Origin of the sequence: Stenotrophomonas sp. LMG 10879, from assembly GCF_002750935.1 — a bacterium.
In the GTDB taxonomy this organism is placed as follows: domain Bacteria; phylum Pseudomonadota; class Gammaproteobacteria; order Xanthomonadales; family Xanthomonadaceae; genus Stenotrophomonas; species Stenotrophomonas lactitubi_B.
In genome coordinates, this window is sequence record NZ_PEJT01000017.1 from 25,602 (window position 1) to 52,080 (window position 26,479).

The 26,479-nt window shown below is 67.3% G+C and carries 23 protein-coding genes; 7 read left to right on the top strand and 16 right to left on the bottom strand.

Going from position 1 to position 26,479, the window contains the following annotated elements:
• Window positions 1–73: 73 nt before the first annotated feature.
• The 4 genes from adiC (at window position 74) to CR919_RS19945 (ending at window position 5,215) form a co-directional block, all read left to right on the top strand.
• Window positions 74–1,426: an arginine/agmatine antiporter gene (adiC, locus tag CR919_RS19930; RefSeq protein ID WP_099821496.1), complete on the top strand. Its 1,353-nt coding sequence runs from the start codon at window positions 74–76 to the stop codon at window positions 1,424–1,426.
• 20 nt (window positions 1,427–1,446) lie between these two features.
• A complete protein-coding gene (locus tag CR919_RS19935) occupies window positions 1,447–3,735 on the top strand; it encodes an Orn/Lys/Arg decarboxylase N-terminal domain-containing protein (RefSeq protein ID WP_099821497.1) in 2,289 nt (762 codons plus the stop codon).
• Window positions 3,736–3,763: 28 nt separating this feature from the next.
• Window positions 3,764–4,666 (top strand): cation diffusion facilitator family transporter, encoded by a 903-nt coding sequence (locus CR919_RS19940; RefSeq protein WP_099821498.1) that lies wholly within the window; start codon window positions 3,764–3,766, stop codon window positions 4,664–4,666.
• A 114-nt stretch (window positions 4,667–4,780) separates the two neighbouring features.
• Entirely contained in the window at window positions 4,781–5,215 is a 435-nt protein-coding gene (locus CR919_RS19945; protein WP_049464364.1) for a RidA family protein, read from the top strand.
• Here CR919_RS19945 and CR919_RS19950 read toward each other — a convergent pair.
• The 10 genes from CR919_RS19950 to CR919_RS19995 form a co-directional block, all read right to left on the bottom strand.
• On the bottom strand, window positions 5,212–5,925 hold the full coding sequence (locus CR919_RS19950) for an energy transducer TonB (protein WP_099821499.1): 714 nt from the start codon (window positions 5,923–5,925) through the stop codon (window positions 5,212–5,214). The genes CR919_RS19945 and CR919_RS19950 overlap by 4 nt on opposite strands.
• Window positions 5,918–6,718 (bottom strand): ChaN family lipoprotein, encoded by an 801-nt coding sequence (locus tag CR919_RS19955; RefSeq protein WP_099821500.1) that lies wholly within the window; start codon window positions 6,716–6,718, stop codon window positions 5,918–5,920. Before CR919_RS19955 ends, CR919_RS19950 begins: the two co-directional genes overlap by 8 nt.
• Entirely contained in the window at window positions 6,705–9,179 is a 2,475-nt protein-coding gene (locus CR919_RS19960; RefSeq protein ID WP_099821501.1) for a TonB-dependent receptor, read from the bottom strand. The genes CR919_RS19955 and CR919_RS19960 overlap by 14 nt, the downstream gene beginning before the upstream one ends.
• Window positions 9,180–9,258: 79 nt before the next feature.
• Window positions 9,259–10,182 carry a FecR domain-containing protein gene (locus CR919_RS19965; RefSeq protein ID WP_099821502.1) on the bottom strand — a complete coding sequence of 308 codons (924 nt, stop codon included), beginning with the start codon at window positions 10,180–10,182 and terminating at the stop codon, window positions 9,259–9,261.
• Window positions 10,179–10,688, bottom strand: a complete 510-nt coding sequence (locus tag CR919_RS19970; protein WP_099821503.1) for an RNA polymerase sigma factor — start codon at window positions 10,686–10,688, stop codon at window positions 10,179–10,181. The genes CR919_RS19965 and CR919_RS19970 overlap by 4 nt, the downstream gene beginning before the upstream one ends.
• A gap of 148 nt (window positions 10,689–10,836) precedes the next feature.
• Window positions 10,837–11,376: a hypothetical protein gene (locus CR919_RS19975; protein WP_099821504.1), complete on the bottom strand. Its 540-nt coding sequence runs from the start codon at window positions 11,374–11,376 to the stop codon at window positions 10,837–10,839.
• Window positions 11,373–11,900, bottom strand: coding sequence for a hypothetical protein (locus CR919_RS19980; RefSeq protein ID WP_099821505.1), 528 nt, complete (start codon window positions 11,898–11,900; stop codon window positions 11,373–11,375). Before CR919_RS19980 ends, CR919_RS19975 begins: the two co-directional genes overlap by 4 nt.
• A 68-nt stretch (window positions 11,901–11,968) precedes the next feature.
• Complete coding sequence (locus tag CR919_RS19985) at window positions 11,969–12,193, bottom strand: hypothetical protein (RefSeq protein ID WP_032975245.1); 225 nt, start codon at window positions 12,191–12,193, stop codon at window positions 11,969–11,971.
• Complete coding sequence (locus CR919_RS19990) at window positions 12,178–12,891, bottom strand: glutamine amidotransferase (protein ID WP_099821506.1); 714 nt, start codon at window positions 12,889–12,891, stop codon at window positions 12,178–12,180. Before CR919_RS19990 ends, CR919_RS19985 begins: the two co-directional genes overlap by 16 nt.
• Complete coding sequence (locus tag CR919_RS19995) at window positions 12,888–13,661, bottom strand: YggS family pyridoxal phosphate-dependent enzyme (RefSeq protein WP_099821507.1); 774 nt, start codon at window positions 13,659–13,661, stop codon at window positions 12,888–12,890. Before CR919_RS19995 ends, CR919_RS19990 begins: the two co-directional genes overlap by 4 nt.
• Before the next feature lie 75 nt (window positions 13,662–13,736).
• Between CR919_RS19995 and ptsJ the strand changes: the two genes are divergently transcribed.
• Window positions 13,737–15,023 (top strand): transcriptional regulator PtsJ, encoded by a 1,287-nt coding sequence (gene ptsJ / locus CR919_RS20000; protein WP_099821508.1) that lies wholly within the window; start codon window positions 13,737–13,739, stop codon window positions 15,021–15,023.
• Between the two features lie 102 nt (window positions 15,024–15,125).
• On the opposite strand, the gene CR919_RS20005 is transcribed toward ptsJ, so the two are convergent.
• The 4 genes from CR919_RS20005 to imuA all read right to left on the bottom strand — a co-directional run bounded on the left by CR919_RS20005 (window position 15,126) and on the right by imuA (window position 20,864).
• On the bottom strand, window positions 15,126–15,632 hold the full coding sequence (locus CR919_RS20005) for a hypothetical protein (protein WP_099821509.1): 507 nt from the start codon (window positions 15,630–15,632) through the stop codon (window positions 15,126–15,128).
• An 82-nt stretch (window positions 15,633–15,714) separates the two neighbouring features.
• Window positions 15,715–18,825, bottom strand: coding sequence for an error-prone DNA polymerase (locus CR919_RS20010; protein ID WP_099821510.1), 3,111 nt, complete (start codon window positions 18,823–18,825; stop codon window positions 15,715–15,717).
• A 5-nt stretch (window positions 18,826–18,830) separates the two neighbouring features.
• Window positions 18,831–20,240, bottom strand: a complete 1,410-nt coding sequence (locus CR919_RS20015; RefSeq protein ID WP_099821511.1) for a DNA polymerase Y family protein — start codon at window positions 20,238–20,240, stop codon at window positions 18,831–18,833.
• 9 nt (window positions 20,241–20,249) lie between these two features.
• Window positions 20,250–20,864 carry a translesion DNA synthesis-associated protein ImuA gene (imuA, locus tag CR919_RS20020; protein ID WP_099821512.1) on the bottom strand — a complete coding sequence of 205 codons (615 nt, stop codon included), beginning with the start codon at window positions 20,862–20,864 and terminating at the stop codon, window positions 20,250–20,252.
• A gap of 354 nt (window positions 20,865–21,218) precedes the next feature.
• On the opposite strand from imuA, the gene CR919_RS20025 reads away from it, so the two are divergent.
• Window positions 21,219–22,097: a sterol desaturase family protein gene (locus CR919_RS20025; RefSeq protein WP_243380363.1), complete on the top strand. Its 879-nt coding sequence runs from the start codon at window positions 21,219–21,221 to the stop codon at window positions 22,095–22,097.
• An 8-nt stretch (window positions 22,098–22,105) separates the two neighbouring features.
• Here CR919_RS20025 and CR919_RS20030 read toward each other — a convergent pair whose 3' ends face one another.
• Both CR919_RS20030 and CR919_RS20035 read right to left on the bottom strand, forming a co-directional pair.
• Window positions 22,106–22,810 carry an AraC family transcriptional regulator gene (locus CR919_RS20030; protein WP_099821514.1) on the bottom strand — a complete coding sequence of 235 codons (705 nt, stop codon included), beginning with the start codon at window positions 22,808–22,810 and terminating at the stop codon, window positions 22,106–22,108.
• 86 nt (window positions 22,811–22,896) lie between these two features.
• On the bottom strand, window positions 22,897–23,331 hold the full coding sequence (locus tag CR919_RS20035) for a glyoxalase (protein ID WP_099821515.1): 435 nt from the start codon (window positions 23,329–23,331) through the stop codon (window positions 22,897–22,899).
• Window positions 23,332–23,667: 336 nt separating this feature from the next.
• Here CR919_RS20035 and CR919_RS20040 point away from each other — a divergent pair, with 336 nt between their 5' ends.
• Window positions 23,668–26,463 carry a glycoside hydrolase family 3 C-terminal domain-containing protein gene (locus tag CR919_RS20040; protein ID WP_099821516.1) on the top strand — a complete coding sequence of 932 codons (2,796 nt, stop codon included), beginning with the start codon at window positions 23,668–23,670 and terminating at the stop codon, window positions 26,461–26,463.
• Window positions 26,464–26,479 lie beyond the last annotated feature (16 nt).

Here is a 26,479-nt window from a genome sequence, read left to right on the forward strand (position 1 = left end):
AGCGGCAGCACGCCAGCGTAGCCATTCCCCACGCCCGGGTTCACCGGGCCCATGCCAGGTACAGGAGATTGTCATGGCAGAAGCAAAGAAAATCGGGGTGGTCGGAGCCACCTTCCTCGTCGCCGGCAACATGATGGGCTCAGGGGTGTTCCTGCTGCCCTCCAGCCTGGCCAAGATCGGTACCGCCTCGATATGGGGTTGGCTGATCACCACCGCCGGTGCGCTGCTGCTGGCGTTCGTGTTCGCCAAGCTCGGCAAGCTGGCACCCAAGGCAGGCGGCCCGTATGCGTATGCGCGCGACTGGTTCGGTCCTTACATGGGCTTCCAGACCAACACCATCTACTGGTTCGCCAACTGGATCGGCAACGTGGCCATCCCGATCGCGGCGGTGGGCTACTTCAGCTATTTCTTCCCGATCCTGTCCGAGCCGCTGGTGCGCTGCATCGCGGTGCTGATCCTGGTGTGGGCGCTGAGCTTTGCCAACATGATCGGGCCAGCATTCGTCAGCCGCGTGCAGACGGTCACCACCAGCTTCGCGCTGGTGCCGATCCTGGGCATCGCCATCTTCGGCTGGTTCTTCTTCGATGCCGACATCTTCAAGGGCGCCTACAACGTGTCCGGTGAGTCCAACTTCGGTGCGATCTCCAGCGCGGCGGCACTCACCCTGTGGGCGTTCATCGGCGTGGAGTCGGCGTCGGTGACCGCCGGTGTGGTCGAGAATCCGGAGAAGAACGTGGCCCGCGCCACCCTGGCCGGTGTGTTCCTGGCCGCCATCGCCTACATCGCCAGCTCGTCGGTGATCATGGGCATGGTGCCCAACGGTGAACTGCAGACCTCCGACGCGCCGTTCGCACTGGCAGCGGCCAAGGCCGTCGGCGGTTGGGGTGGTGCGCTGGTCAGCCTGTGTGCCTTCGTCGGCGCCGCCGGCTCGCTGGGCGGCTGGATCCTGCTGACCGCGCAGAGCGCCAAGGCAGCGTCCGATGATGGCCTGTTCCCGAGCATCTTCAGCAAGACCAACAAGGACGACGTGCCGGTCAAGGGCGTGCTGATCGTGGCCGTGCTGATGACCCTGGCGGTGCTGGTGACCTCCACCTCGAAGACCGCCTCGGCCCAGTTCGACGTGATCACCTCGGCAGCGGTGGTGCTGACGCTGCTGCCGTACATCTACTCGTGCGTGGCCTGCTATTTCGTGGTGGAACGTTCGCACACGCTGGTGCACACCGGTGCGTTCTGGACCCTCACCAGCCTGACGGTCGTGTACTGCCTGTGGGCGATCTATGGCTCGTCGGGAACGATCGTGCAGTACGCCTTCCTGTTCGTGCTGTTCATCACTGTGTTCTATCCCTTCTTCAGCGAGGAGCGTCGTCAGCAGCGGCAGCGCTCCCGCGAGGCGGCGGCGATTTCGGCCGGCGCGCAGCGTTCCTGAGTTAGACAAGGAGAATCAACGTGTATTTCAAGTCCCTGGATTATCCGGTCATCGTCATTGATGGTGACTACGATTCGCCGCGCATCGGCGGCATCCTCATCCGTGCGCTGGTGGAAGAGCTGCGCAGCAATGACCAGCGCGTGCTGTGCGGCCTGAACCTGGATGATGCCCGTGCCGGCGCCCGTACCTACGTGGCCGCTTCGGCGGTGCTGATCTCGATCGACGGCAGCGAGGAGGTCGATGGCGAATTCCAGCGCCTGACCGCCTTCCTGCGCGAGCAGAGTGCGCGCCGCGCCAATCTTCCAGTGTTCCTGTATGGCGAGCGGCGCACTATCGAAAAGGTGCCGAGCAAGCTGCTCAAGTACATCCACGGCTTCATCTTCCTGTTTGAAGACACCAAGAGCTTCATCTCGCGGCAGGTGATGCGTGCGGCAGAAGACTACATGCAGAACCTGCTGCCGCCGTTCTTCAAGGCGCTGATCCATCACGCCGCCGAGTCGAACTATTCCTGGCATACGCCTGGCCATGCCGGCGGCGTGGCCTTCACCAAGTCGCCGGTCGGGCGTGCCTTCCACCAGTTCTATGGTGAGAACACGCTGCGCAGCGATCTGTCGATTTCGGTGCCGGAGCTGGGCTCGCTGCTGGACCACACCGGCCCGATCAAGGACGCCGAGAACGAGGCTGCGCGCAACTTCGGTGCCGACCACACCTTCTTCGTCACCAACGGTACGTCGACGGCCAACAAGATCGTGTGGCACGGCACCGTGGCTCGCGGCGACGTAGTGTTCGTCGACCGCAACTGCCACAAGTCGCTGCTGCATTCGCTGATCATGACCGGCGCGGTGCCGGTGTACTTCACGCCCAGCCGCAATGCACACGGCATCATCGGCCCGATCAGCCTGGATCAGTTCACCCCGGAGGCGCTGCAGCAGCGCATCGCCGCCAATCCGCTGGCCAGCCAGGCCTACCATGCCGGCTCCAAGCCGCGCATCGCGGTGGTGACCAACTCGACCTACGATGGCCTGTGCTACAACGCTGAGAAGATCGCCGATGAGATCGGCAGCGCGGTCGACTTCCTGCATTTCGATGAAGCCTGGTATGCCTATGCCGCGTTCCATCCGTTCTACGAGAACCACTACGGCATGGCCAAGGGCAAGCCGCGTGAGCAGGATGCGATCATCTTCACCACGCACTCCACCCACAAGCTGCTGGCGGCGTTCTCGCAGGCCTCGATGATCCATGTGCGCAATTCGGCCAGCCGCGACCTGGATGCCGAGCGCTTCAACGAAGCGTTCATGATGCACACCTCGACCAGCCCGCACTACGGGGTGATCGCCGCGTGCGATGTGGCCTCGAAGATGATGGAGGGTGATGCCGGTCGTTCGCTGGTGCAGGAAATGCATGACGAGTCGATTGCCTTCCGCCGGGCCATGCTGCACGTGCGCGATGATCTGGGTCGCGATGACTGGTGGTTCAGCGTATGGCAGCCGACACAGGTCGAGCGCAGCCTGGACAAGGGCGATACGCCGGCGCCGCTGGTCGCCAAGCGCGAGGAGTGGTACCTGCAGCCCGATGCGCATTGGCACGGCTTCGAGAACCTGGTCGACGACTATGTGCTGATCGATCCGATCAAGGTGACCCTGCTGACGCCGGGCCTTTCGATGGACGGCAGCATGGGCAAGCTGGGCATCCCGGGTGCGGTGCTGAGCAAGTTCCTGTGGGGCCGCGGCATTACCGTGGAGAAGACCAACCTGTACTCGGTGCTGTTCCTGTTCTCGATGGGCATCACCAAGGGCAAGTGGAGCACGCTGGTCACCGAACTGATGGCGTTCAAGGAGCTGTACGACCGCAACGCGCCGCTGAGCCAGGCGTTGCCGTCGCTGGCCGCCGACTACCCCCATGCCTATGCCGGCTGGGGCCTGCGTGACCTGTGTGACGCACTGCATGCGTTCAACCAGGAGTTCGCGGTGGCCAAGGTGATGCGTGAGATGTACGTGGACCTGCCGACCCCGGTGATGACCCCGGCCGACGCCTACAACCACCTGGTGAAGGGTGAGATCGAGCGGGTCGACATCGAGCAGATCAGCGGCCGTATCGCTGCGACGATGCTGGTGCCGTACCCGCCGGGCATTCCGACGATCATGCCGGGCGAGCGCTTCGGCGACCGCGACGAGCCGATCATCCAGTCGCTGCGCATCGCCCGTGAGCAGAACGCGCGCTTCCCTGGCTTCGAGTCGGACGTGCATGGCCTTATCATCGAGCGCGATGGCGACGTGCCGTCCTACAAGGTGGAGGTGCTGAAGGCCTGAGCCGGTACGGTCGGCCCTTCGGCGAACGATGGATACCGCGCGCGAGCAACGCATCCTGAAGTTCTCGATCGGGGTCACCGTGGCGGTCAGCGCGGTCGGCTTCATCGGTGGCCTGCTGGTGGGATCGCAGGCCATCCTGTTCGACGGCATCTACAGCCTGGTTGACGTAGCCCTGACCCTGGTGTCGTTGTCGGTGCTGCGGCTGGTGGCGCGGGAACACAGCCCGCGCTTCCAGTACGGCTATTGGCACCTGGAGCCGATGGTCGAGGCGCTGGGCGGAGTGATCCTGTCGCTGGCCTGCGTGTACGCGCTGGCCAACGCGGTGATTGGATTGACCACCGGCGGGCACGAAGTGAAGTTCGGGCCCGCGCTGTGGTGGGCGGCGCTGCTGAGTGCCAGCAACCTGGGCATGGCCGTATTCGTGGCGCAGCGTGCGCGCAGGCTGCAGTCAGCATTGCTGTGGCTGGATGTGCGGGGCTGGCTGCTGGGTGGACTGATGAGCCTGGCGGTGGTGCTGGCCTTCGTGTTGGCGCTGGCGTTGCACGGTGGGCAGTGGCACCACTGGGTGCCGTATCTGGATTCGATGGTGCTGGCGTTGATCAGCCTGGCGGTGTTGCCGGTGCCGGCGCGTAGTGCGTGGAAGGCCATGCGGGAAGTACTGCAGGTGGCACCCGATGACCTGGACGAGCGCGTGCAGCAGGTGATGCAGGCGTTCGTGGCCGAGCATGGCTATGCCGGCTTCACCAGCCATGTGGCGAAGATGGGGCGGATGCGGTTCATCGAGATCCACATCCTGACCTCGCCATCGACCCCGCTGGGCACGGTGGGTGAGGTGGATGCGATGCGCGATGAGATCGCGGTGCGGATGGACGCGCGAAGCAGCACGTTCTGGCTGACGATCGATTTCACCGCGGACCCGGCGTGGACGTGATGTTGTTGCAGCCGATCGTTGCGTGCGGTGCACCGCTCTGTTGCATGCAATGGGTTTGACCTCAACAGCAGTTGAGGTCGCAGACTGCCTCGCATTCCCCACGAGGCATGCGGTATGAACCTGCTGACCACTCCGGACTTCAGCCATGGCCTGCTGGACCTGTTCGATCCCCCCGGCCTGCACGATCCCAGTGCCAACGGATATTCGCATGTGGCGGTGGTACGGCTGCCGGCGCGTGTGATCCACATCGCTGGGCAGGGCGGCGAAGACGACCAGGGAAACCTGTCGCCCAGCTTCGAGGAGCAGGTGTCGCAGGCACTGGACAATCTGCAGACCGCGCTGCGCTCGGCCCATGCGGACCTGACCGATGTTGCGCGACTGCGGATCCTGGTGGTCGACCACGATGAGGATCGCCTGGGCATCATCGCCCGCCAGGTGCGGCGGCGCTGGGCCAATCGCCCGGCACCGACCTGCACGCTGATTCCGGTGCCGCGGCTGGCGTTGGACGGAATGCTGTTCGAGATCGAGGCCGAGGCCTACAGCGCCTAGCGCAGGTAGTACTCCACCGGCACCACCAGTTCCTGCGGAGCCGGCAGTTCGTCTGGAATCCGCGGTAGCGGTTGCGCGCGGCGGAATGTCTGCAGCGCGCTTTCATCCAGCATCGGCTGTCCGCTGGACTGCTCCAGGCGCAATGCCAGCAGGTGGCCGTCGCGGCTGATGCTGGCCCTGACCCATGCGGTGCCCTGCTGGCGCCGCGACCTCGCTACGGCGGGGTAGTAGCGGTAACGCTCCAGCCGCGCCATCAGGCGGGCTTCCCACTGGTCGCTGGCGGCGCCGGCCTGGAAGTCTGCCGGTGGTGCGTCCGGGGCGGGCGGTGCGGCCGTGATCGATGCCGGTGCGGAACGGGCATCGGTCGCGGCCGCAGGCGGGGCCACGGGCAAAGGCTGGTGGCCGTCGCCATTCTTCTCGCTGGCGGCGAGGTTGCCTTCGGGTGCCGCCGTGGCCCGCGGTGGCGGGGGTGTTTTCCGCGCTTCGGCTGCCCGCGATTGCTGCGCCTGGCTGGGGCGTTCGGACTGCAGTTCTTCCACCGGCTGCGGTGGCGTGGCCGGTGCCAGCAGGCGCAGGCTGATGCGCACGTCCTGTTCTGGCGGCGGCGGCATCGGCGGAGTGGACACCCAATGGACGAACAGCAGCAACGGCAGCAGGTGCAGTCCGATGCTGATCATCACCGCGTGCCAGTGCTGCCGACGCTCACTCATCGCCGACCACCCACATCAGGTCGGCGTCGTCGCCCGCCACATCTTCGTCGGCCGATGCCAGCGCGATCACCAGCGCTGGCACAGAGGCTGGCAGATAGCCGGGTACGCCGGTGCCACGCAGCACATGCCAGCGGCCGGCGACCAGCAGGGCAGGGGCCGGCGACTGCATCAACGACTGAGCCATCCGCGTGTCGCGCGCGTGCTGGACGGCAAGCATGCCATCGAGCATGGGCGCGGCGTCGGCGTGCTGGGCCAGCACCACTGCTGACAACCGCTGCCGCGCGCCGTCGGCCGGGAACACCACCTTGGGCGATGATGCCAGCAGCGTATTGACGTCAGCGCGCGACAGGTTGCTGCCCTGCAGACGGATGCCGCTCTCGATGGCGATCTGTACCAGTCCGCCATAGCGTGTCCATGGCCAGCGGGAATCCCAGTCCAGCAGTTCGGCCAGGCGCTGCGATTCTGCCCGGTGGCCCTTGTCCAGCCAGCGCTGCACACGCTGCAGTCGTGGCTGGCGTTCGCTGGCGATCATCTCCAGCACCAGTGCACCCTGCGGACGCCGCTGCTGCAATGCCTGCAGCAGCCAACGTTCGGCGGCATGGTCGGCATCGATATCGTGACGCTCGCCGAGCAGCACGCGCTCGGCAGCGGCAACCCGCTGCACGAACGCGGCCTGATCCAGTGCCTTGCCACTGGCCAGATCGATCACCTTGCCGGGCATCGGCTGCGCGCCGGCTGCCGCCGCCAGCGCGATCAGGCCCAGCGCCAGCCAGCGCCGGCTAGAACGCCACATTGACGCCCACCGAGACGGTACGGCCACGGCCGTTGCCGCGGTCCAGGATCGGGCTGAAGATGCTGTCGATCGAGGCATTGTTGTCATAGGCCTTGTTCTGCAGGTTTTCGATGTTCAGCCACAGCGTGGTGTTGGCCTGCGGCTTGAAGCTGGCGTAGAAATCCAGCAGCACGCCGGTGCCGCCGGTCTTGCGGGTCTGGAAGAAGTCGTAGCCTTCTTCGGTGGGGCCGGAGTACTCGGCGCGCACCCCTGCCTGCACGCGCTGCTGCCACCAGCGGCCACCGACATCCAGCGTCCAGTAGCGATCGGGCAGGGCGGTGATGTCTTCCAGGTTGACGAATTCGATCGCTGGCGCGCTGGTGCGCGAGCGGGTCCAGCTGAGGGTGGCGTGGTAGTGCTCGCTGGCGTAGTGCGCTTCCAGTTCCAGGCCGCGCATGCGCACCACGCCGGGATGGTTCATCCAGCGCGTGGTGGTGCTGAAGTCGTCCACGTCCAGGCTGTCGGTCCACGCGTTGAGCTGCGGGTCGCTGTCGATCGGCACCACGAACGGTTCGACTTCCGGCGGGTGCACGATCAGCAGGTACTGCGGCTTGATGTAGTCGCGGATGCGGTTGTCGAAGCGGGTCAGGCGCAGCTGCGCCAGGTCGCCGTCGACCAGCAGCGAGCTGGCGCTGAGGTTGGCGCCGAACTGCAGGTTGCGCGAACGTTCGCGGCGCAGGAAGGGGTTGGCGCCGACGCCGTCGGCATCGCTCATCCCTTCCAGCGGGATCTTCTCGAAGAACATTTCCTGCACGCGCGGCGGCCGCGAGGTGCGCGAGACTTCGGCAAACAGCTGCAGCCAGTCGGTGGCCTGCACCGACAGCGAGAGGCTGGGGCTGAGCGCATGCTGGGTGCGATCGACGTCGATGCCACCGCCGCCGATCTCCAGGCATTGCCCAGGCACATCCGAACAGGTGGGGACGTGGCCGCGGATGTTGTAGCGGTCCTGGCGCAGGCCCGCCGACAGCGCGTAGATGTCGTACTGCAGCTCCAGCGTGGTGAATGCGCTGTCGAGTTGGCTGCGCCCTTGTGGGTTGGCACCACGCAGGGTCGGGGTATCAGCAACGAAGATGTCCGACTGGTGCTTGATGCCGGTGTTCCAGCGAGCCTGTACGGCGCCGATGTCGAAACGGCTGGTGTTGTCCACGGTCCAGCTGCTCAGGCTGCTGTGGGTACGCCGGCCGATGTAGCTGGAATCTTCCACCGGCGGATAGAACAGCCGGGTCTTGTTGGCGGCGAAGCTGGCGCGCAGGTCGATCCACGGCGAGTAGGGCGTGTAGTGGTAGCTGGCGCGCTGGTTGCGGGCGGAAATCTGCCAGGGATAGTTGTGGTAGAAGTCGTTTTCATAACGCATGTGGCTCAGGTCGAGCCGATGCTGGTCGCTGGGCTGCAGGCGCGCCTTCAGCAGCCAGCTGCTGGGCTGCTGGCTGCCGGGGTCGGCGCTGTTTTTCTGGCCACGGGACGTGGCGTATTCACTGCTGCGGCTGCTGCTGGCGGCGGCCAACAGGCCGAACTGGCGATCGCCACCATCTTCGCTGTGGCGCCAGGCGCCAGCGAAGGTACGTCCGCTGCCATAGCCGTTGTTGCCATGCCGGTAGCCTGCACGCAGGCCCCAGTCGCGGCCGTCGGTGATCAGGTCTTCGATGTCCAGGGTGCGGAAGTTGGCACTGCCGGCCAGCGTGCCGGCACCCTCGCCACCGCTGACCGCGCCGCGCTGAACGTCGACGCCTGCCAGCAGGAACGGATCCACGTAGGCGAACGGACCGCCCGAGCCATGGCCGGCGTTGTTGCGGAAGGTCTGGGTGACGCCGTCGATCATGGTGTTGACCCGGCCTGCGCCGGCCATGCCGCGGATGTTGACCTGCAGGCCAGGCTGGCTGCGCGAGTGGAAGCTGTGCGTGCCGGGCATCGAGCGCAGCAGGCTGTTGCCGTCCTGGCGTTCGGCCATGGCGACCCGTTCGCTGCCGATCTTCGGCGCGAAGCCATCCTGCGTGGCCGGAATGTACTGGCTGGCACCCGAGCCCGGTGCAATGGCATGGACCGTGCGCCCCTGCACGCGCAGCGGGCCGGTCTGGCGGCTGCCGTCGCCGGTGTTGGCTGGCGCCGGTTCGAGGGTGGCACGGCGGGCATCGATGAAGCGCGCGCGCAGGCCGCTGCCGGCCAGCAGCCGTGCCAATGCCTGGCTGTCGTCGAAGTCACCCTGCAGCGCGGGTGCGCTCTGCTTGGCCGGCAGGGCACGGCCGATCACCAGATCCACGCCGCTGAGGCGGCTGTAGGCGTCCAGCGCGGTGACCAGCGGCTGGGCGGGAATATCGTAGCGGCGGGTTGCGCTGGTCTGCGCCTGCGCGTTGGCCGCAAGCACGGGGGTGATACCGGCGCAGGCAAGAGACAGCGCAAGAACAAGGGGGCGGTGGGACAGCATCGAGGGCTCCAGGGAGTGACGCAGTGCGTCGTCACCCTGGGAAGACGCAGCAGCGGCCCGGATGTCAGGGTCGATGCGTTCAGCGTGCATCGGACGAGGCCTTGGCCGGCAGCCACACCTGCAGGTTGGGCCCGATACGGACAACGCGCACGTGCAGTTCGGCGGCCAGCTGGTCGCGGCTGCGCGCGGCCGTATCCGCGTCGGCCAGCACCGTGACCGGTTGCTGTCGCAGTGCGTCGCCGGCGATCCAGGTATGGCCGCCGTGCCAGCGATCCAGATCCTGGACGACGGCAGCCAGTGGCGCGGAGACCCAGGCCAGCCGGCGTTCGCGCCATGCCAGCTGCGCCGAGGCTGCTGCTAGCGGGGCCGAGGGCGCCGTGCCATCGAAGCGCAGCTGCTGGCCGGCGGCCGCTTCGCTGCTGCCCGAGCCACTGTCCACGCGCACCTGGTGTTCGGTGACGGTCACTACGCTGGCATCGCCACTGACCGCGATGTCGAAGGCAGTACCCAGCGCCGTGACCGTACCGTGCGGCGTATGCACCTGGAACGGACGGTCGCGATCAGGTGCGACCTGGAACCAGGCCTGGCCATGCCGCAGCTGCAGCGCACGCCGGTTGGCATCGATGCGCACGCCCAGTTCGCTGTCCGGCGAGAGCTGCAGGCGCGAACCGTCCTGCAGGCGCACCTCTTCGATTTCGCCTGATGCCGTGCGCAGTGTCTGTTCCGGCGGGAGGGCGTTGTGCCGGGTGTAGAGGCCGAGCGCACACAGCAGCAGCACGGCGATGCCGGCTTCGCGCAGGCGCCGGCGCTGGCGACGCTGCTGTTGCCGTTGCAGGCTCGGCAACGCGGCGCCGGCCTGCCACAGCTGCAACAGGTGCTGGTACTGCGCCGCGTGGCGCGGATCGGCCTCGTACCACTGGCTGAAGGCAGCTTCGTCGCGCTGTTCGTCGTGCGCATGCAGCCACCAGCGCGCTGCTTCGCGGGCGATCGGATCCTGGCTCATGCAGCGGGCACCTGCTGCAGGGCCACCAGCGCGCGCAGCAGATGGCCATGCGCGGTCTGCCGGCTGATGCCGAGCTGGCGGCCGATGTCGGCAAGACTGAGCTGTTCGATGCGTGCCAGCAGGAACACTTCGCGCGAGCGCGGCGGCAGGGCAGCGATGATCGCGTCGAGGTGGCGCAGTTGTTCGGCATCGAGCAGGCATTGCTCGGGCAACGGGGCGGGATCGGCGATGGCCTGCAGCTGCGCGTCGTCCAGGGCCTCTTCGCGACGCCGCTGGATCAGGCGATAGTGGTCGGCGATCAGGTTGTGGGCGACGCGATACAGGTAGGCCCGGCCATTGCTGAGCAGGCCGCTGGCGGCGACTTTGACGACACGCAGCCAAGTTTCCTGGACGACATCATCGGCGTCACTGCGTTGTGGGAGTTTGCGACGGACGTGGGCGTGCAGCGGCCGATAGTGGGCGGCGCACAGCTGCGCGACATCCGTCGATTCGACAGGTGTGGGCACGGGGCGGGCGAAGGCTGGGGAAGGGAACAGCCCGCGGCGGCAAGGGCAGCGGCATTACTTTACAGTAAAGGAGAATCATTTGCATCTACGGGAGGTGCCCGTCTTGCGGTAGTGCCGAGCGGATGTGCGCTGGCGAGTGCGGAGAGCGCTACGGCGAGCGCGCGGCGTGGGCCATCTGCAGCAGCAGGCGGTGGGCCGGGAACAGGTGCAGGCCGGAGTAGCGGGCGCGGTAGTAGGCATCCCAGTAGCTGGCGGCGCGTTGCCGGCAGAGGTCGACGAAGGCGCGGTTCTCGCCGATGAGCGCGGCATAGCGCTGCAGGCCGGTCTGTTGCGCCTGGATCGCCACGGCCGATGCGATCTCGTCCACGTACTCCCCCAGCAAGGTCAGCTGGAAGGCATGCACCCAGGGCATCGGTGAGGGCCTCAGCGTCTCGATCGCACGTTGCCGTACATGTCCGTCGCAGTGACGCGAGAGCAGGCAGAGGCAGAGGGCGCGCGTATCGCCCTGCAGTTGGGATGCGAGCCGGAACAGGTCCGTGGCGTCGGCGTAGATACGATAGGGGAACCTCAGCAGCTCTCCTTCGATGATGAGGCTGCGTTCACCACTGCCCGACAGGTTGTCGATCCGGCCCAGCCGTTGCTGAAGGTCGGTGCAGTTTGCCTGCAGCGCGCGGGGAACGTCGATCAATGCGACGGTTCCGCCAGCGTGGTGCCGCGGTAGTCGCAGTGGATCTGCAGGCTCTCCGTGGCGTTGGGGTGCAGATCGAAGCCGGACTGCTGCAGTGCGTCCTTGGCCGCTGCAACGGCGTCGGCATGGCGGCTGACGCGGCGCTGCTGCCAGCGCAGTGGAGTGAACACGCCCAGCGGAAGCAGGCGCAGGCGCTGGCCGTGCAGGATCAGCGAGACATCCACATGGCTCCCGTCCAGGTCGTGGCCATTGGCGCCGAAGATGGCGTCGATCTCATCATGGCGATGCCGATAGCAGCAGCGGAACACGGCGATGCCCAGCCGCCGGACCACGCGCCGGAAGCCGCCCAGCTGTCCCTGGCTGCATTCGAAGCCGCGGGTGACCAGCAGGCGCAGGGTGGACGGCAGCCGTGCCTGCGCATCGAGCAGGCGTTGCAGGACCTCGGCCTCGACGATGACCTGTGACGCGGGCCAGCGTGGGGCAATGCGCAGGCCGTCGATGGTGCCGCGTGACAGTTTCAACATGCGTGAAGCTTCGCACGGGAGTGGGTAGCCGGGTAGTGCCGACCGCTGGCCGGCACCCGGCGCGATGGTCAGAGATCGCGGTACTGGATCTGCGCGGCCAGCACGCGCAGGCCATCGGCGGTGCTGGAGAGGATGCGCTCCTCGCCGATGCCCTTCTGCCGTTGCAGGGTGAAGCCTTCGGCGGCGGGCAGGCGCGCGGCGATGGCATCGATGCGTTGCAGCGCGTTGGGACCGTCGCAGTCGACATGGCCCCAATGGATGCCGTTGTGCTGGATGGTCAGGCGGTAGTGCATGGGCGGGTCTCCGGTAGGTCGTGCAGCCACTGATGGAACATCGCGGTCGCCGCGGCTGCCAGCGGCCCGCCATAGCGACGGGCCTGCGCGCGCAGGTCGATGGGATCGATGCCGGCCGCGGCCAGTTCCAGCGCATGGCCGATCAGCCAGCGCTCGAACTCGCGCGCGTCCAGTTCGGGATGGCATTGCAGGGCGAGGGCGTGGTGGCCGATGGCGAAGGCCTGGTGGCGACAGGCGGGCGTGCTGGCGAGGCGGCGTGCGCCGACCGGCAGTTCGAAGGCTTCGCCATGCCAGTGCAGCACCGGGATGCCCTGCAATGCCTGCAATGGCGAGCGCTGGCCTTCGTCGGTGAGCAGCAGCGGTGCGAAACCAATTTCCTTGCCACCGGTGGGGGCGACGTCGGCGTGCAGTGCGCGTGCCATCAACTGGGCGCCGAGACAGATGCCGAGCGTCGGTCGCTGCTGCTGCAGTCGACGCTGCAGCAGCGCGATGCTGTCGGCGAGGAACGGATAGGCAGCTCCATCGTTGACGCTGATCGGGCCCCCCAGCACCACCAGCAGATCGGCATCTTCGGCGGCATCGAGTGCATCCACGCCTGCCTGCAGGACCTGCACCTGCCACCCTTGCGCGAGCAGCAGCGGCTGCAGGGTGCCAAGATCTTCAAACGCTACGTGCTGCAGGGCAACGGCGCGCTTCATGCGGGTGCTCCCGGGGTGGGCCAGTAGAAGCTGTCGGGCGTGGAGCGTGCACCGAAGATCGCTTGGCCGACACGGACGACGGTGGCGCCTTCCTCGATGGCGACTTCAAAATCACCGGACATGCCCATCGACAGCTGCGACAGGTCGAGTCCAGCCGGCGCCGTCTGCTGCAGCTGGTCGCGCAGCTCGCGCAGGCGCACGAAGCAGGCGCGTACGCGTTCTACCTCGGGGGTGAAGATGGCCAGGGTCATCAGGCCACGCACGCGCAGGCGGTCGAAGGCGGGCAGCTGCTGCACGAAGTCGGCCACCGCGGCCGGCTCCAGGCCGTATTTGCTGGGCTCGGCCGAGGTGTTGACCTGTACGAACACATCCAGCGTGCGGTCCTCCAGCAGCAGCCGCTGCTGCAGCGCCTCGGCCACGCGCAGGCTGTCCAGCGCCTGGAACTCGCTGGCGAAGCGTGCGACGTAGCGGGCCTTGTTGGTCTGCAGGTGGCCGATGACCGACCAGTGCACGCCCAGGTCGGCCATGGCCTCGGCCTTGCGCTGCGCCTCCTGCACCTTGTTTTCGCCCAGTTCGTGGCAACCGGCGGCTACGGCCATGCGGATGCGTGCTTCATCGACGGTCTTGCTGACCGGCAGCAGGCGCACGCTGGCCGGATCACGACCGGCGCGGGCACAGGCGCTGGCGATGCGCTGGCGAACGGTGGCCAGGTTGGCGGCGATCTGTTCGACGGACTGGGCGACGGGCCAGTCGGCGGGGGCGAGGGACATGGGGCACCTCCGGTGCGGGGTGGCCAGGGTGGGATACACTGGCACAGGACAAGAGATAGTTTGGCATAGGACAAAATGAAAATCACCGGGAGCAGTGCCGAAGCGATCTTCGACAGCATCCGCGAGGGCATCGGCAGCGGCCATCTGTCAGCGGGCAGCGTGCTGCCTCCGGTGCGGGATCTGGCCGATCAGCTGGGGGTCAACCGCAATACCGTGGCTGCCGCCTACAAGCGGCTGGACGCGGCGGGCCTGGCCAGTACGGCAGGGCGTCGCGGCACCGTGGTGCGCGGCCTGCCGGCGACGATGGCGCGCGAGGGCAGTGCGCCGGGGCTGGCCCTGCATGAACTGGCCGGCGGCAATCCGGATCCGCGCTGCCTGCCCAGCCTGCGCGTGGCCGCGGCGGCCTCGCGCCTGTATGGAGTGGAGACGGTCGATCCACGCATGCAACGCCTGGCACGGGCTTCGTTGGATGCCGATTGCCCGCCGGGCTATGCGCTGGAACTGACCCATGGCGCGGTCGATGGTATCGAGCGTCTGTTGTCGGCGTGGCTGCTGCCGGGGGACCGCATCGCAGTGGAGGATCCCTGTTTCCTGGGCAGCCTCAATGTCCTCGGTGCGGCCGGACACGCGCCGCTGCCGGTGGCGGTGGATGCGCACGGCATGCAGGTGGAATCATTGCGGCAGGCGTTGGATGCAGGTGCACGCGCGGTGCTGCTGACTCCGCGCGCACACAATCCCACCGGTGCCAGCCTGGATGCGAAGCGAGCGCGTGCACTGCGCCAGCTGCTGGCCGGCTATCCGCAGGTGGCGGTGCTGATCGACGATCACTACGCGCTGCTCTCGCAACAGGCCTATCACTCGGTGTTGCCGATGGACGGTCGGCGGTGGGCGTTGCTGCGTTCGTTGTCCAAGGCGTTGGGCCCGGACCTGCGCGTGGCCTGGCTGGCCTGCGATGAGCAGACCGCGGCGCGCCTGCGTCTGCGGCTGGCGGCGGGCACCGGCTGGGTCAGCCATCTGTTGCAGGATGCGGTCAGTGCGGTGTTGGAGTCGGCGCAGCAACGGGCGAAGGTCATTGCGGCCGGTGAGCGCTACCAGCAGCGGCTGCAGGGTCTGCAGGCGCTGTTGCAGGCGCGTGGGCTGCCCACACCCACGCCGATGGAAGGCTTGAATCTGTGGCTGCCCCTGCCCGCCGACAGCACACCGCAGGTGCTGGCGTTGGCGGCGCGTGGCTGGCATGTGCGTGGGGGGGAAGTCTTTGCCGTGTCTGCACCGGCGCATGGGCTGCGCATCACCTGTGCAGCGCTGGGGGCGGCGCAGCTGCGGCACCTTGCCGATGATCTGGCGGCGGTGTGCGGTTGGTAGAGTCGAGCCATGCTCGACTGCTTCTGCCAACGGCAGCCGAGCATGGCTCGGCTCTACAAAGGTGAAGCAAAGTCGAGCATGGCTCGACTCTACAAAAGCAGATCAGGGCGCGGCGCTGGCGCCGGGGCGCACGTAGTAGGACTGGCCGCTGTCGTCGAGGAACACCAGCTCCGGCTTGCCCTGCCAGGAACTCAGCATGGCGCCGGTGTTGTTCTGGTGCTTGACCATCAGGCTGGCGCCGCGGTCCGGGTTGGCCACCACTTTGAAGACTTCGGTGGTGCCGGTGGCATCGTCCAGGGTCAGCAGGGCTTCGCCACCCCGGTCGCTGGTGCCGTAGCCGCCGCGCTCGGAGCCATCGGGGCCGAGCAGGATCAGGCCGGACAGAGCGGTGGCACGCGGCCCCTGCGGGCGGCCCTGGCTGAGGGGATCGGGGACCGGTGCACCGAGGATCACCCGCGGCTGGCCGCTGGCATCGTGGATGATCAGGCCGCGCGCTTCGATCACGCGTTGCGGTGACTGGCTGCGATGCAGGTTCCAGGCGGTCCAGCCGGACACGAGCAACGCAAGTATGGCGACCACCAGGGTGGTCAGGGTCAGGGCACGCGCCATTGTGTATTCCTTCCTTGGACGTGGCCGACGATAGCGGAATCCGGTCGGTCGTGGCCAGTTCGTTGTGTGACGATGTGTATCGTCAATGGAAGTCGCGGCTGTGGCTGCGCAGTCCCTGCAGCAGTTCGTCCAGGCAGTGCATGCGCTGCACGATCACATGCTGCACGCCATCCACGCGTTCCAGTCGGCCGTCGATCTGCATCAGCTGCGTATCTACCAGGATGTGGTGCTGGCGGTCGGCCAGATGTCGCCAGACCACGGCGTTGACCATGCCGGTTTCATCTTCCAGGGTAAGGAAGGTGACGCCGCTGGCGGTCTGCGGGCGCTGGCGCATGCGTACCAGGCCGGCGATGCGCACGCGCCGGCCATGGCCGTGGTTGGCCAGCTGCGCGGCATCGAGGCAGCCACGGGTTCGCAGCTGCGCGCGCAGGAACGACATCGGATGGCGGCCCAAGGTGGTACCGGTGCTGCGGTAGTCGGCCTGCATGTCTTCCCAGGCGCTGGGCAGGGGCAGGGCCACGCGTGCTTCGGCAGTGGCGCGGGCCTGGTCGAACAACGGCAGGCGGTTCTCCACGCCGGAGATATCCCAGCGCGCACGGTGGCGATGGCCGCTGAGGCCGCGAAGGGCGCCGGCGTCGGCGAGCAGGCCCTGCTGGCGCCGGTCCAGCGCGGTGCGCTGGCACAGATCGCCGACGTCGTCGAACGGGCGCCGCGCGCGTTCGCGCATGATGGCCTGCGCGGCCGGTTCGCTGCAGCCATCGACCAGGCGCAGGCCGAGACGGATTGCCGCCGCGCCTTTGCTGAAGTCCAGCGTGCAGTCCCAGTCGCTGTGGCGCACGTCCACCGGCAGTACCGTGATGCCATGCCGGCGCGCATCCTGCAGCAGCTGGTCGGGGCTGTAGAAGCCCAGCGGCTGGCTGTTGATCAGGCTGGCGGTGAACGCGGCCGGATGATGGCATTTCAGCCAGCAGCTGGCATAGGTGAGCAGGGCGAAGCTGGCGGCGTGGCTTTCCGGAAAACCGTAATCGCCGAAGCCCTTGATCTGCTCGAACAGGTGTTCGCCGTATTCCAGGCTGAAGCCGTTTTCCAACATGCCGGTCAGCAGCTTTTCGCGGTGCGGTTCCAGGCCGCCACGACGCTTCCAGGCGGCCATCGAGCGGCGCAGTGCATCGGCTTCGCCTGCGGTGTAGCCAGCCGCGTCCACTGCCAGCTGCATCACCTGTTCCTGGAACAACGGCACACCGAGCGTGCGGGCAAATACGCGCTCCAACCGGGCGGGATAGAGTGGATTGTCCGGATCGTTCAACGCATCCGGCCCTTGTTCGCGCAGGATCCGCCGACGTTCCAGGTAGGGATGGACCATGTCGCCCTGGATCGGGCCGGGGCGCACGATTGCTACCTCGATCACCAGGTCATAGAAATTGCGCGGCTGCATGCGTGGCAGCATCGCCATCTGCGCGCGCGATTCGATCTGGAACACGCCGATGGTGTCGGCGGCGCAGATCATGTCGTAGGTCCTGGCATCTTTGGAAGGAATGGCATCCATCCGCCCTGCATGCAGGCCATGCTGCTGTAGCATCGCCAGGCATTTGCGGATGGCGGTGAGCATGCCCAGTGCCAGGCAGTCGACCTTCATCAGGCCGGTGGCGTCCAGGTCGTCCTTGTCCCACTGGATGACGGTGCGGTCGGCCATCGCCGCGTTTTCCACCGGTACCAGGGTCGACAGCGGGTGTTCGGAAATCACGAAGCCGCCCGGATGCTGCGACAGGTGGCGCGGAAAATCGATCAGCTCGCCGGTCAATGCCAGCAGCCTTCGCATCAACGGTGTTTCCGGATCGAAGCCGCGCTCGCGCAGGGTCTCCGGCAGCGGGATGTTGCCGCCCCAATGATCCATCGCCGCGCCCAGTTCGTTGACCTGGTCCATCGGCAGGCCCAGCGCACGGGCGACATCGCGGATCGCGCTGCGGCCACGGTAGCTGATCGCCACCGCAGTCAACGCGGCACGCTCGCGGCCATAGCGGTTGAACACGTACTGCAGCACTTCCTCGCGGCGCTCGTGCTCGAAGTCGATGTCGATGTCCGGTGGTTCATCACGCTCGGCGGAGATGAAGCGCTCGAACAGCAGATTGCTGCGTGCCGGGTCGATCTCGGTCACGCCCAGTACGAAACACACCGCCGAATTGGCCGCCGAACCGCGCCCCTGGCACAGAATGTCCTTGCTGCGCGCGAAGCCTACGATGTCCTGCACGGTGAGGAAGTAGGACGCGTACTGTTTCTTCGCGATCAGGTCCAGCTCGTGTTCGATCTGCTCACGTTGCGCGGGCTTGATGCCCTTTGGCCAACGCCAGGAAATATTCTTCTCGACCAAGGCGCGCAGCCAGCTGTCCGGGTCGTGGCCCTCGGGCACCAGTTCGCGTGGGTAGGTGTATTTCAGCTGGTCCAGGGTGAAGTGGCAGCGTTCGGCGATGCGCAGGGTTTCAGCCAGCAGGTCGGGCGGATACAGCTGGGCCAGTGCGGTGCGTGGGCGCAGATGGCGCTCGCCGTTGGCAAACAGCCGCCAGCCGGCTTCGGCCACGCTGCAGCGGTGGCGGATCGCGGTCAGCGTGTCCTGCAGGGCGCGGCGCCGACGCACGTGCATGTGCACGTCGCCACTGGCGACCAGGGGCAACTGGTGGCGTTCGCCGAAGGCCTGCAATTGGTGCAGCCGGCGCGTGTCGTCGTGTTCGTGATGCAGTTCCACCGCCAGCCACAGGCGCTGCGGAAAACAACGGCGCAGCAGTTCCAGATCGGTGGCTGCCGGTTGCCGGTCCAGCCACAGGCACAGCAGGCCGTCGGGGAGTCCATGCAGATCCTCGCGCAGGCAGCGGTATTCGCCCTTGGGCGCCCGCCGACGGCAGGTGGTGATCAGCTGGCACAGCCCGGCATAGGCCGCCTGGTCGGTGCACAGCAGGGCCAGCTTCGGCCCATCTTCAACCTGGAATTCGGCGCCGACGATCAGCGCCACGCCATGCGTCTTCGCCGCCTGCCAGGCCCGCACGATGCCGGCCAGCGAGCATTCGTCGGTGATCGCCAGTGCGCGGTAACCCTGGCCGGCGGCGCGCGCGAACAGCTCCTCGGCGGTGGACGCGCCACGCTGGAAACTGAAGGCCGACAGGCAATGCAGCTCGGCGTACCCGGGCAGGTCGGTGTGCATGGGGCTCAACCGAACCAGCCGTGCAGCATCCACGGTGCATGCGGATCATTGCGCGTGCGGAAGGCCCAACCACGCTGGCCCTGCGCGGTTTCCACCACGTAATAGTCGCGGCGCGCATCGGCCTGGTCCCACCAGCCCGATTCGATCCGCTCAGGCCCGGCGACGATGCGCAGGCGCGGATCGCGCAGCGGCTGCGGCGTATCCAGCAGCCAGCCGGGGCGCAGCGGCCACCAGGCAGGTGGCTTGGCCGGCGGTTGAGTGCCGCTTGCACGTTCAGGGCGGTGGTCGGCCTGCACGGCCAGTGGCTGCACGGCGTCATCGCCCAGCCGTGCACGCAGGCGCTCGCGCAGCTGGGTCCATGGCATCGCCTGCGCTGGACGCGTATCGAACAGATCGCGTGCGGCCGGCACGAACGGCGGCAGCTGCTCGGCCTGCAGGCGCAATGCACGGCTGCCGGCGGGCAGGGCGAAGGCTTCCATGCGGTTGCGCGCGATCTCGAACAGCAGCGCCGCATCTCGTTCGGGGGCCAGCAGGCCGATGGTCAGCACGCTGGCTGGCAGCAGGTCGTGTTCGAAATGCAGGTCGAAACGCTGCACGCCGCCATCGCGCGAACACAGGAACGCGGCCAGGTCCAGCAGCAGGCGCCGCAGCGGGAACAGCAGGGCCTGGCTGGATTCGATCTCGTATTCGAATTCGATGCGCGCATCGAACCGGTCCGGCGGCTGGTAATAGCGCAACGGCGCGTTGCCCAGGCCGCGCACGGCATCCAGCTGCTGCAGCACCTCGGGGGCGAAGCGGCGGGCCAGGCTCTCGCGTGGCAGGTCGAAGGCCGCGCCCAGCGTGCGCAGGCCGGAGCGTGCCAGCACGGTCACCGCATCAACGGGCAGGCCACTACGCGCCAGTGGCAGCTGCGCCAGTGCGGCGGGCAACTGCTGTGCATCGATACCCAGGCCATCGTGCACATTGGCCAGCACGCGCGCGGCATGCGGGTTGGGGGCGGCGACCAGGCGATGGCGGAAGCCGAGGTCGTGCAGGCCGTTGCGCAGGCGTTGTTCGATCGTCAGCCAATCGCCGAACAGGGCACGGCTGGCACCGATTTCCAGCACCAGCGCATGCGGAAAATCGAGGCTGACCAGCGAGCTGGTGGCATACAGCCAGCTGGCCAGCAACTGCCGGGTGTGCTGTTCGGCGCTGGGATCGTAGTCATGCAGCTGCAGGTCCTGCACCAGTACCTGCGCAGCCGACAGCAGCATGCCTGGGCGCAGCCCCGCTGCCCGCGCGGCAGGGCTGACCGCACGCAGCACACGACGCTGCGCCGGCCCCTGCAGCAGCACCAGCGGCCGCTGCGGATCGGGCTGCAGGCGCAGCACGCTGTCCAGCGCCAGCTGCGGCAACAACAGGCAGGCCCAGTGCATGGCGCGGCCTCAGTGGGCGATGGCCAGCGGCAACGGCTGCGCCGGTGGCAGCCCGCCGCGGCACTTCAGCACCCGCACCTGGCCGTGGTCGAGCTGCAGGCGCAGGCTGGCCGGGGAGGGGTTGCGGGCGGCGCGTGCCTCGCGGAACACGAAACCCAGGCACTGGCCGCTGTCGGCGGCAACCTGCAGGCGGCGCAGGGCGCGATCGTCGGCCTGCTGCGGCCAGCACAGCACGGCGGCGCAGGCAGCAGAGCGCAGGCACTGCTCGGTCGCCCACAGGGCCTGCTTTGGTGCGGCGTGGATGATCTGCAGCTGGGCCAGGTCGAGCCCGGCGGCGGCCCATGCGGGGGCATGCGGGTGGTAGGGCGGGGCGACCAGCACGATCGGCCGTTCGCGCTGGCTCAGCTTTGCCAGCGCCGGCCAGACCAGGGCCAGTTCGCCGACCCCGGGTGCGGCCTGCAGCACTTCACACAGCCCGCTGGCCGGCCAGCCACCGCCGGGCAGGCGCGCGTCCAGCGCCGGGTGGCCACTGGCCAGATGGTCGCTGGCCTGCCCCTGGCGTGCCGGCCCGCGCCAGACCTGGCGGCCATCCAGCAGGCGGTCGAGGGCGACGACGGCGCCCATCAGCCGGTCCTCCGAGGGAGGCGCCGGGCTGGCGGGAAGCGACAGAAGTGGGCGGAAACGGCAGGCATGGAGCGAGTATCGACAGGCCGGTATCAGGGGCTGAGACCGGACATGCTACTCGGCTTGTGAGTAATATTACTAATGAAATCGGAGGGTGGGGTTTCAGCTTGCTGAAGGAGGTAAAGCATCCACGCATGGCGTGGATCTACTGGGGAATGGGGGGCTTGGCCACAGTAGATCCACGCCATGCGTGGATGGACGACGCGGGGATTGCGCCGTTTGTTCAAGCCGACCACCTGTACGCCCCGCCAACATGCAGGCCCTTCACTTCCCGGGTTGCCCATGAAGCACTGGATGCTCCGCCTGTATGCCCCGTTGTTCCTGCTGGGTTTTGTTGCTGCCGCCATCGGCTGGGTCGGTCACCATCACGGTGATCCGCTGTGGCTGCTTGCCTTGCTGGCTGTGGCCATCGCGGTGTCGTTCGCTGCCGAGCGGATGTGGCCATACGACCCGGCGTTCAACCACGACCATGGCGACCGCCTGCGCGACGTCCTGCATGCGCTGGTCAATGAAAGCCTGAACCTGCTGTCGATCGCCACGGTGCCGCTGCTGGCGGCGATCGTGCCCTGGCACATCTGGCCGATGCAGTGGCCATTCGCGCTGCAGGTGCTGGTGGCGATCATCGCGGCTGACCTTGGCATCACCCTGGTCCACTACGCCAGCCATCGCATCGGCTGGTTGTGGCGGCTGCATGCGGTGCATCACAGCGTCACCCGCATGTACGGTTTCAATGGATTGATGAAACACCCGCTGCACCAGGCCGCCGAAGCAGTGGGCGGCGTATTGCCGCTGCTGTTGCTGGGAATGCCGATGCCGGTGGCCGCAGTGCTGGCGTTTGCCATTGCGATCCAGTTGCTGTTGCAGCACTCCAACGTGGACATGCGACCGGGTGTGCTGGGCAGGGTGATGGCATGGGCGCCGCTGCATCGCTTCCACCACATCCGCTATGGCACTGCGGGCGACGTCAATTTCGGCTTGTTCCTGACCGTGTGGGACCACCTGCTGGGGACGGCGTTCGATGCGCCGGGCTATCGGCTGGGGCAGCGTGATCTGGGCATCGGCAGCCAGCCGGACTATCCGCAGGCGTATTCCGCGCAACTGCTGGCGCCGTTCCGCGAGCTGCCGCATGGCGATGTGCCGGAGCTTCCGGAAGGTCTGCGCAGGCGCGGTTGATCGGGGCGTCAGGCCGCGTGCAGCTGCAGGCCCTGCAGTTGCGCGGCGCCGATGCCGAACATGCGGCGCAGGCTGCGCGAGAGGTGGGGCAGGTCGGCGAAACCGGCGGCATGCGCGCTGTCGGTCAGGCTGTGCCCGCGCAGATGATGCGCCAGTGCGCTGCGCAGCCGTTGCCACAGCACCCAGCCGCGCAGGGTCACGGCCAGTTCGGACTGGAAGCGCCGATGCAGCTGGCTGGTCGACAGATGCGCGGCCTCGGCGATATCGGCGGCGGGCACCGGACCGGGCAGGTGCTGGGTGATGCGGGCCAGCGCCGCCTGCACGCGACGGTCCAGGGGTTGCGGGCGGCTCAGCCGTGGCAGCCACTTGTGCAGTTGCGCGGCATTGCCTGGCAACGACTGGAGATGCTGCTGGATCTGTTCGAGGTCGGCATGCGCCGGTTCGAGGAACACCGTGCAGCCGTCAATGGGAGCCGACAGGATCGCGTGTGGCTGGAAGGAGGGCAGCCATAACCGCTGGCCCTGCTGCCGCACGCCATCGATCTCGACCTGCCAGGGCGCGCCTTCGCTCAGCAGCAGTTGATGGGCGTAGTGCGCATGCGCAGCGCTGTCACCGGCGTGGCCGTGCAGCACGGCAACGTGTGCATCCAGCAGCAGGGTGCCATTCCAGGGCAGAGCGGGGGAGGACATGGTGGGATTGTAGATCCACGCCATGCGTGGATAGCGGTCATGGTGCCGCACGGCTTCGGGTGCAAGGCATCCACGCATGGCGTGGATCTACTGAGGTGGGGCGCGCCACCTCAGCGCCCCTGCGGGTCCGGCCGATGGTGCACGTACTCGACCACGGTGCCATCGGGATGCACCGCATTGAACGCCGCACCGGTGGGCACCACCTGCAGCGGGAAGATGATTTCGGCGCCAGCGGCCACCAGTCTGTCGTGATACGGACGGACGTCGTCGACCAGCAACGTGCCCGTGGTCGACGTGAAGGGCGCCAGCGCCTCGTCGCAGCCTTCGATCAGCAGGAACGCACCGACCATCGCCAGCCGCAGGCCCGCCTCGGGAAACGGAAAGCCGGCATCGGCGACCACACCCTGCAGCTGCTCGTAGAAGGCCACGCTGCGTTCCAGCTCGCCGGGGGCGACGAATACCCGGATCAGCACGCGCGGGCTGCGCTGGCTGGAGGTGTCACAGCGGTCGCGCCAGAGATGGTCGAAGTCGCGATGTACGGTCATGGGCTCGATTCGTCGCCGGGGAGATCCATTATCGGCAGCCTCGCGCGGCCCGCTGATGACCGCCGGTGATGGGCTGATAACCATCGTGCAGGTGGCGCCTGTGACTTAGGTCCTGTTGACAGCGATGAACGCCCTCGCACACTCTTCACATGATGGGTCGCCCTGCGCGGCCCGGACAGGCAGGTTGTCACGCACGGGAGGAGGGTCCCGCGCGCAGACCGGTCCGTCCTCTGGCCTGCAAGGCGTTGCCCGGCAACGCATGCGCGGCATGACGCTGCACCCTTCGGCGGCACTTTCCCTGGACCGATTGCCTTGGCAACGGAATTACGCCCGCCGATGAAAACGTTTACAAAGCCGCTCGCCCTGTCCCTGGCCCTGTCTGCCGCACTGGCCACCCCGGCCTGGGCCGACTCCGCCGCCTTCACCGTGCTGACCCTGGAGCAGGCGCCGACAGCGGACGCGATGCCGGCCCTGGCTGCACAGTTGAAGACCCTGCAGGTGGACGCGGTCAGCGTTCGCCAGGTGCAGCGCGGCATCGGCCAGGTCGATCCGCTGCAGTTGCTGGCCGATGGCCTGGGCTACCAGTACCGCTTCATCGCCGCCGGCAAGGATGATGGCCAGACCCAGCACGGCCAGGCCGTGTTGACCCGGCTGCCGATCGCCGCCGAATCCGGCCCGGACCAGCCGGGCCTGAACTATCTGCGTCTGGATGACGGCCGCCATGCGGTGGCGGTCTACACCGACGCAGGCGCCGGTGCCACGCAATTGCCGGCGTTGGTGTCGCGTTCGCGGCTCGGCGCGCCGGCGGTGCTGCTTGGTGCGGTAGCCGGTGAATCGGCCAAGGCCGCCGGCTTCGACCCGGCACGCGTGGCCCTGGAAGCCGATGCCAGCTATTTCAGCGATGGTTTCCAGGCTGCCAGCAGTGCGCCGTTCAAGGTGGAAGGCAGCACGCTGCGCGCGACCCTGCTGACCTTGGCGTATGCCGCCGACAAGGGCGGCGAGCAGCCGTGGATGGATACCACCCTCACCGCTGATGCGCGCGCTGCGCTGCTGCTGAAGGCGATGACCGAGGACGAGAAGTTCCAGATGCTGCACAGCTACTTCGGGCTGGGCAAGGATGGCGGCAAGCTGCCGGAAGGTGCGGTGGGTTCGGCCGGTTTCGTACCGGGCGTGGCGCGTTTGGGCATTCCGTCGCAGCAGTCGGCCGACGCCGGCGTGGGCGTGACCAATCCGGGTGGCATCCGCCCGGGTGATTTCGCCACGGCGATGCCGTCGGGCCCGTCCACGGCGTCCACCTGGAACCGGGGTGTTGCCTTTGCCGGCGGCGCGACGATGGGTCGCGAAGCCTGGCAGCAGCGCTTCAACATCCTGCTGTCCGGCAGCGTGAACCTGCAGCGTGACCCGCGCAACGGCCGCAACTTCGAATACGCCGGTGAAGATCCGCTGCTGGCCGGTTCGATGGTCGGCGCGGTGATCCAGGGCGTGCAGAGCCAGCACGTCATTTCGTCGATGAAGCACTTCGCGCTGAACGACATGGAGACCCGCCGCAACTTCCACGACGTGCGCATCGGCGAACAGGCGATGCACGAGTCGGACCTGCTGGCGTTCGAAATCGCGCTGGAAGCCGGTCGTCCGGGCGTGGCGATGTGTTCCTACAACAAGATCAATGGCACCTACGGCTGCGAGAACGGCTACCTGATGAACCAGGTGCTGAAGCAGGAGTGGAAATTCCCCGGTTTCGTGATGTCCGACTGGGGCGGCGTGCACAGCGGTTCGAAGGCGGCGCTGGCCGGCCTGGACCAGCAGTCGGCTGGTGAAGTGTTCGATGCGGCGGTGTTCTTCGATGAGCCGTTGCGTCTGGCCGTGCACGGCGGCGTGGTGCCGCAGGCGCGCCTGAACGACATGGTGGCGCGCATCCTGCGCACGATGTTCCTGCACGGCAACTTCGACAATCCGCCGCAGCACCAGAAGGTCGACGCAGAGGCCGGTTTCGCCGTGGCCCAGCGCACGGTGGAAGAAGGCAGCGTGCTGCTGCGCAATGAAGGCAGCCTGCTGCCGCTGGCCGACAGCGCCAAGCGCATCGTCATCATCGGTGGCCATGCCGACAAGGGCGTGATCGGTGGCGGTGGTTCGTCGATGGTGGGCGTCACGGCCAAGGGCACCAATGCGGTGCCGGGCGTGCTGCCGACCACCTGGCCCGGCCCGGTGATCTTCCATCCGTCCTCGCCGCTGGAATCGCTGCGTGCCGCACGTCCGGATGCCACCATCACCTATGTGGACGGCACCAATGCCGTCGCTGCGGCCAAGGCCGCGGCACAGGCGGATGTGGCTATCGTGTTCGCTACCCAGTGGGCAGCCGAATCGGTGGACCTGCCGGACATGCAGTTGCCGGACAACCAGGACGCGCTGATTTCAGCGGTGGCCAAGGCCAACCCGAAGACCGTGCTGGTGCTGGAGACCAATGGCCCGGTGCGCACGCCGTGGCTGGCACAGGTGCCGGCGGTGCTGCAGGCCTGGTACCCGGGCATCCGCGGCGGTGAAGGCATTGCCGCCCTGCTGACCGGCCAGGCCAATCCGTCCGGTCGCCTGCCGGTGACCTGGGTGGTGGACGAATCGCAGCTTCCGCGTCCGCACATCGATGGCCTCGGCTTCAAGCCGGCCAAGCCGTTCGGCGATGTGTTCGATTTCGATATCGAAGGCGCCAACGTCGGCTACAAGTGGATGGCGGCCAAGGGCCTGACCCCGACCTTCGCGTTCGGTCACGGCCTGTCCTACACCTCGTTCGCCTATGAAAACCTGAAGGTGAGCGTGGAAGGTTCGCGCTTGGTCGCCAGCGTCGACATCCGCAACACCGGCAAGCGCGCGGGTGCAGATGTCGCCCAGCTGTACCTGAAGCTGCCGGCCGGCAGCACCACGCCGATCCGCCTGATCGGCTACGACAAGGTCGAGCTGCAGCCGGGCGAACAGCGCCGTATCCGCATCGAAGCCGAGCCGAAGACCCTGGCCCATTACGATGCACAGGCCCGCCAGTGGAAGATCGATGGCGGCACCTACCAGGTGCAGCTGTCGCGCAATGCTGCCGAGCCGCTGCAGAGCGTGGACGTGCAGCTGGTGGAGCAGGTGCTGCGCTGATACGGCGCGGTCCTGA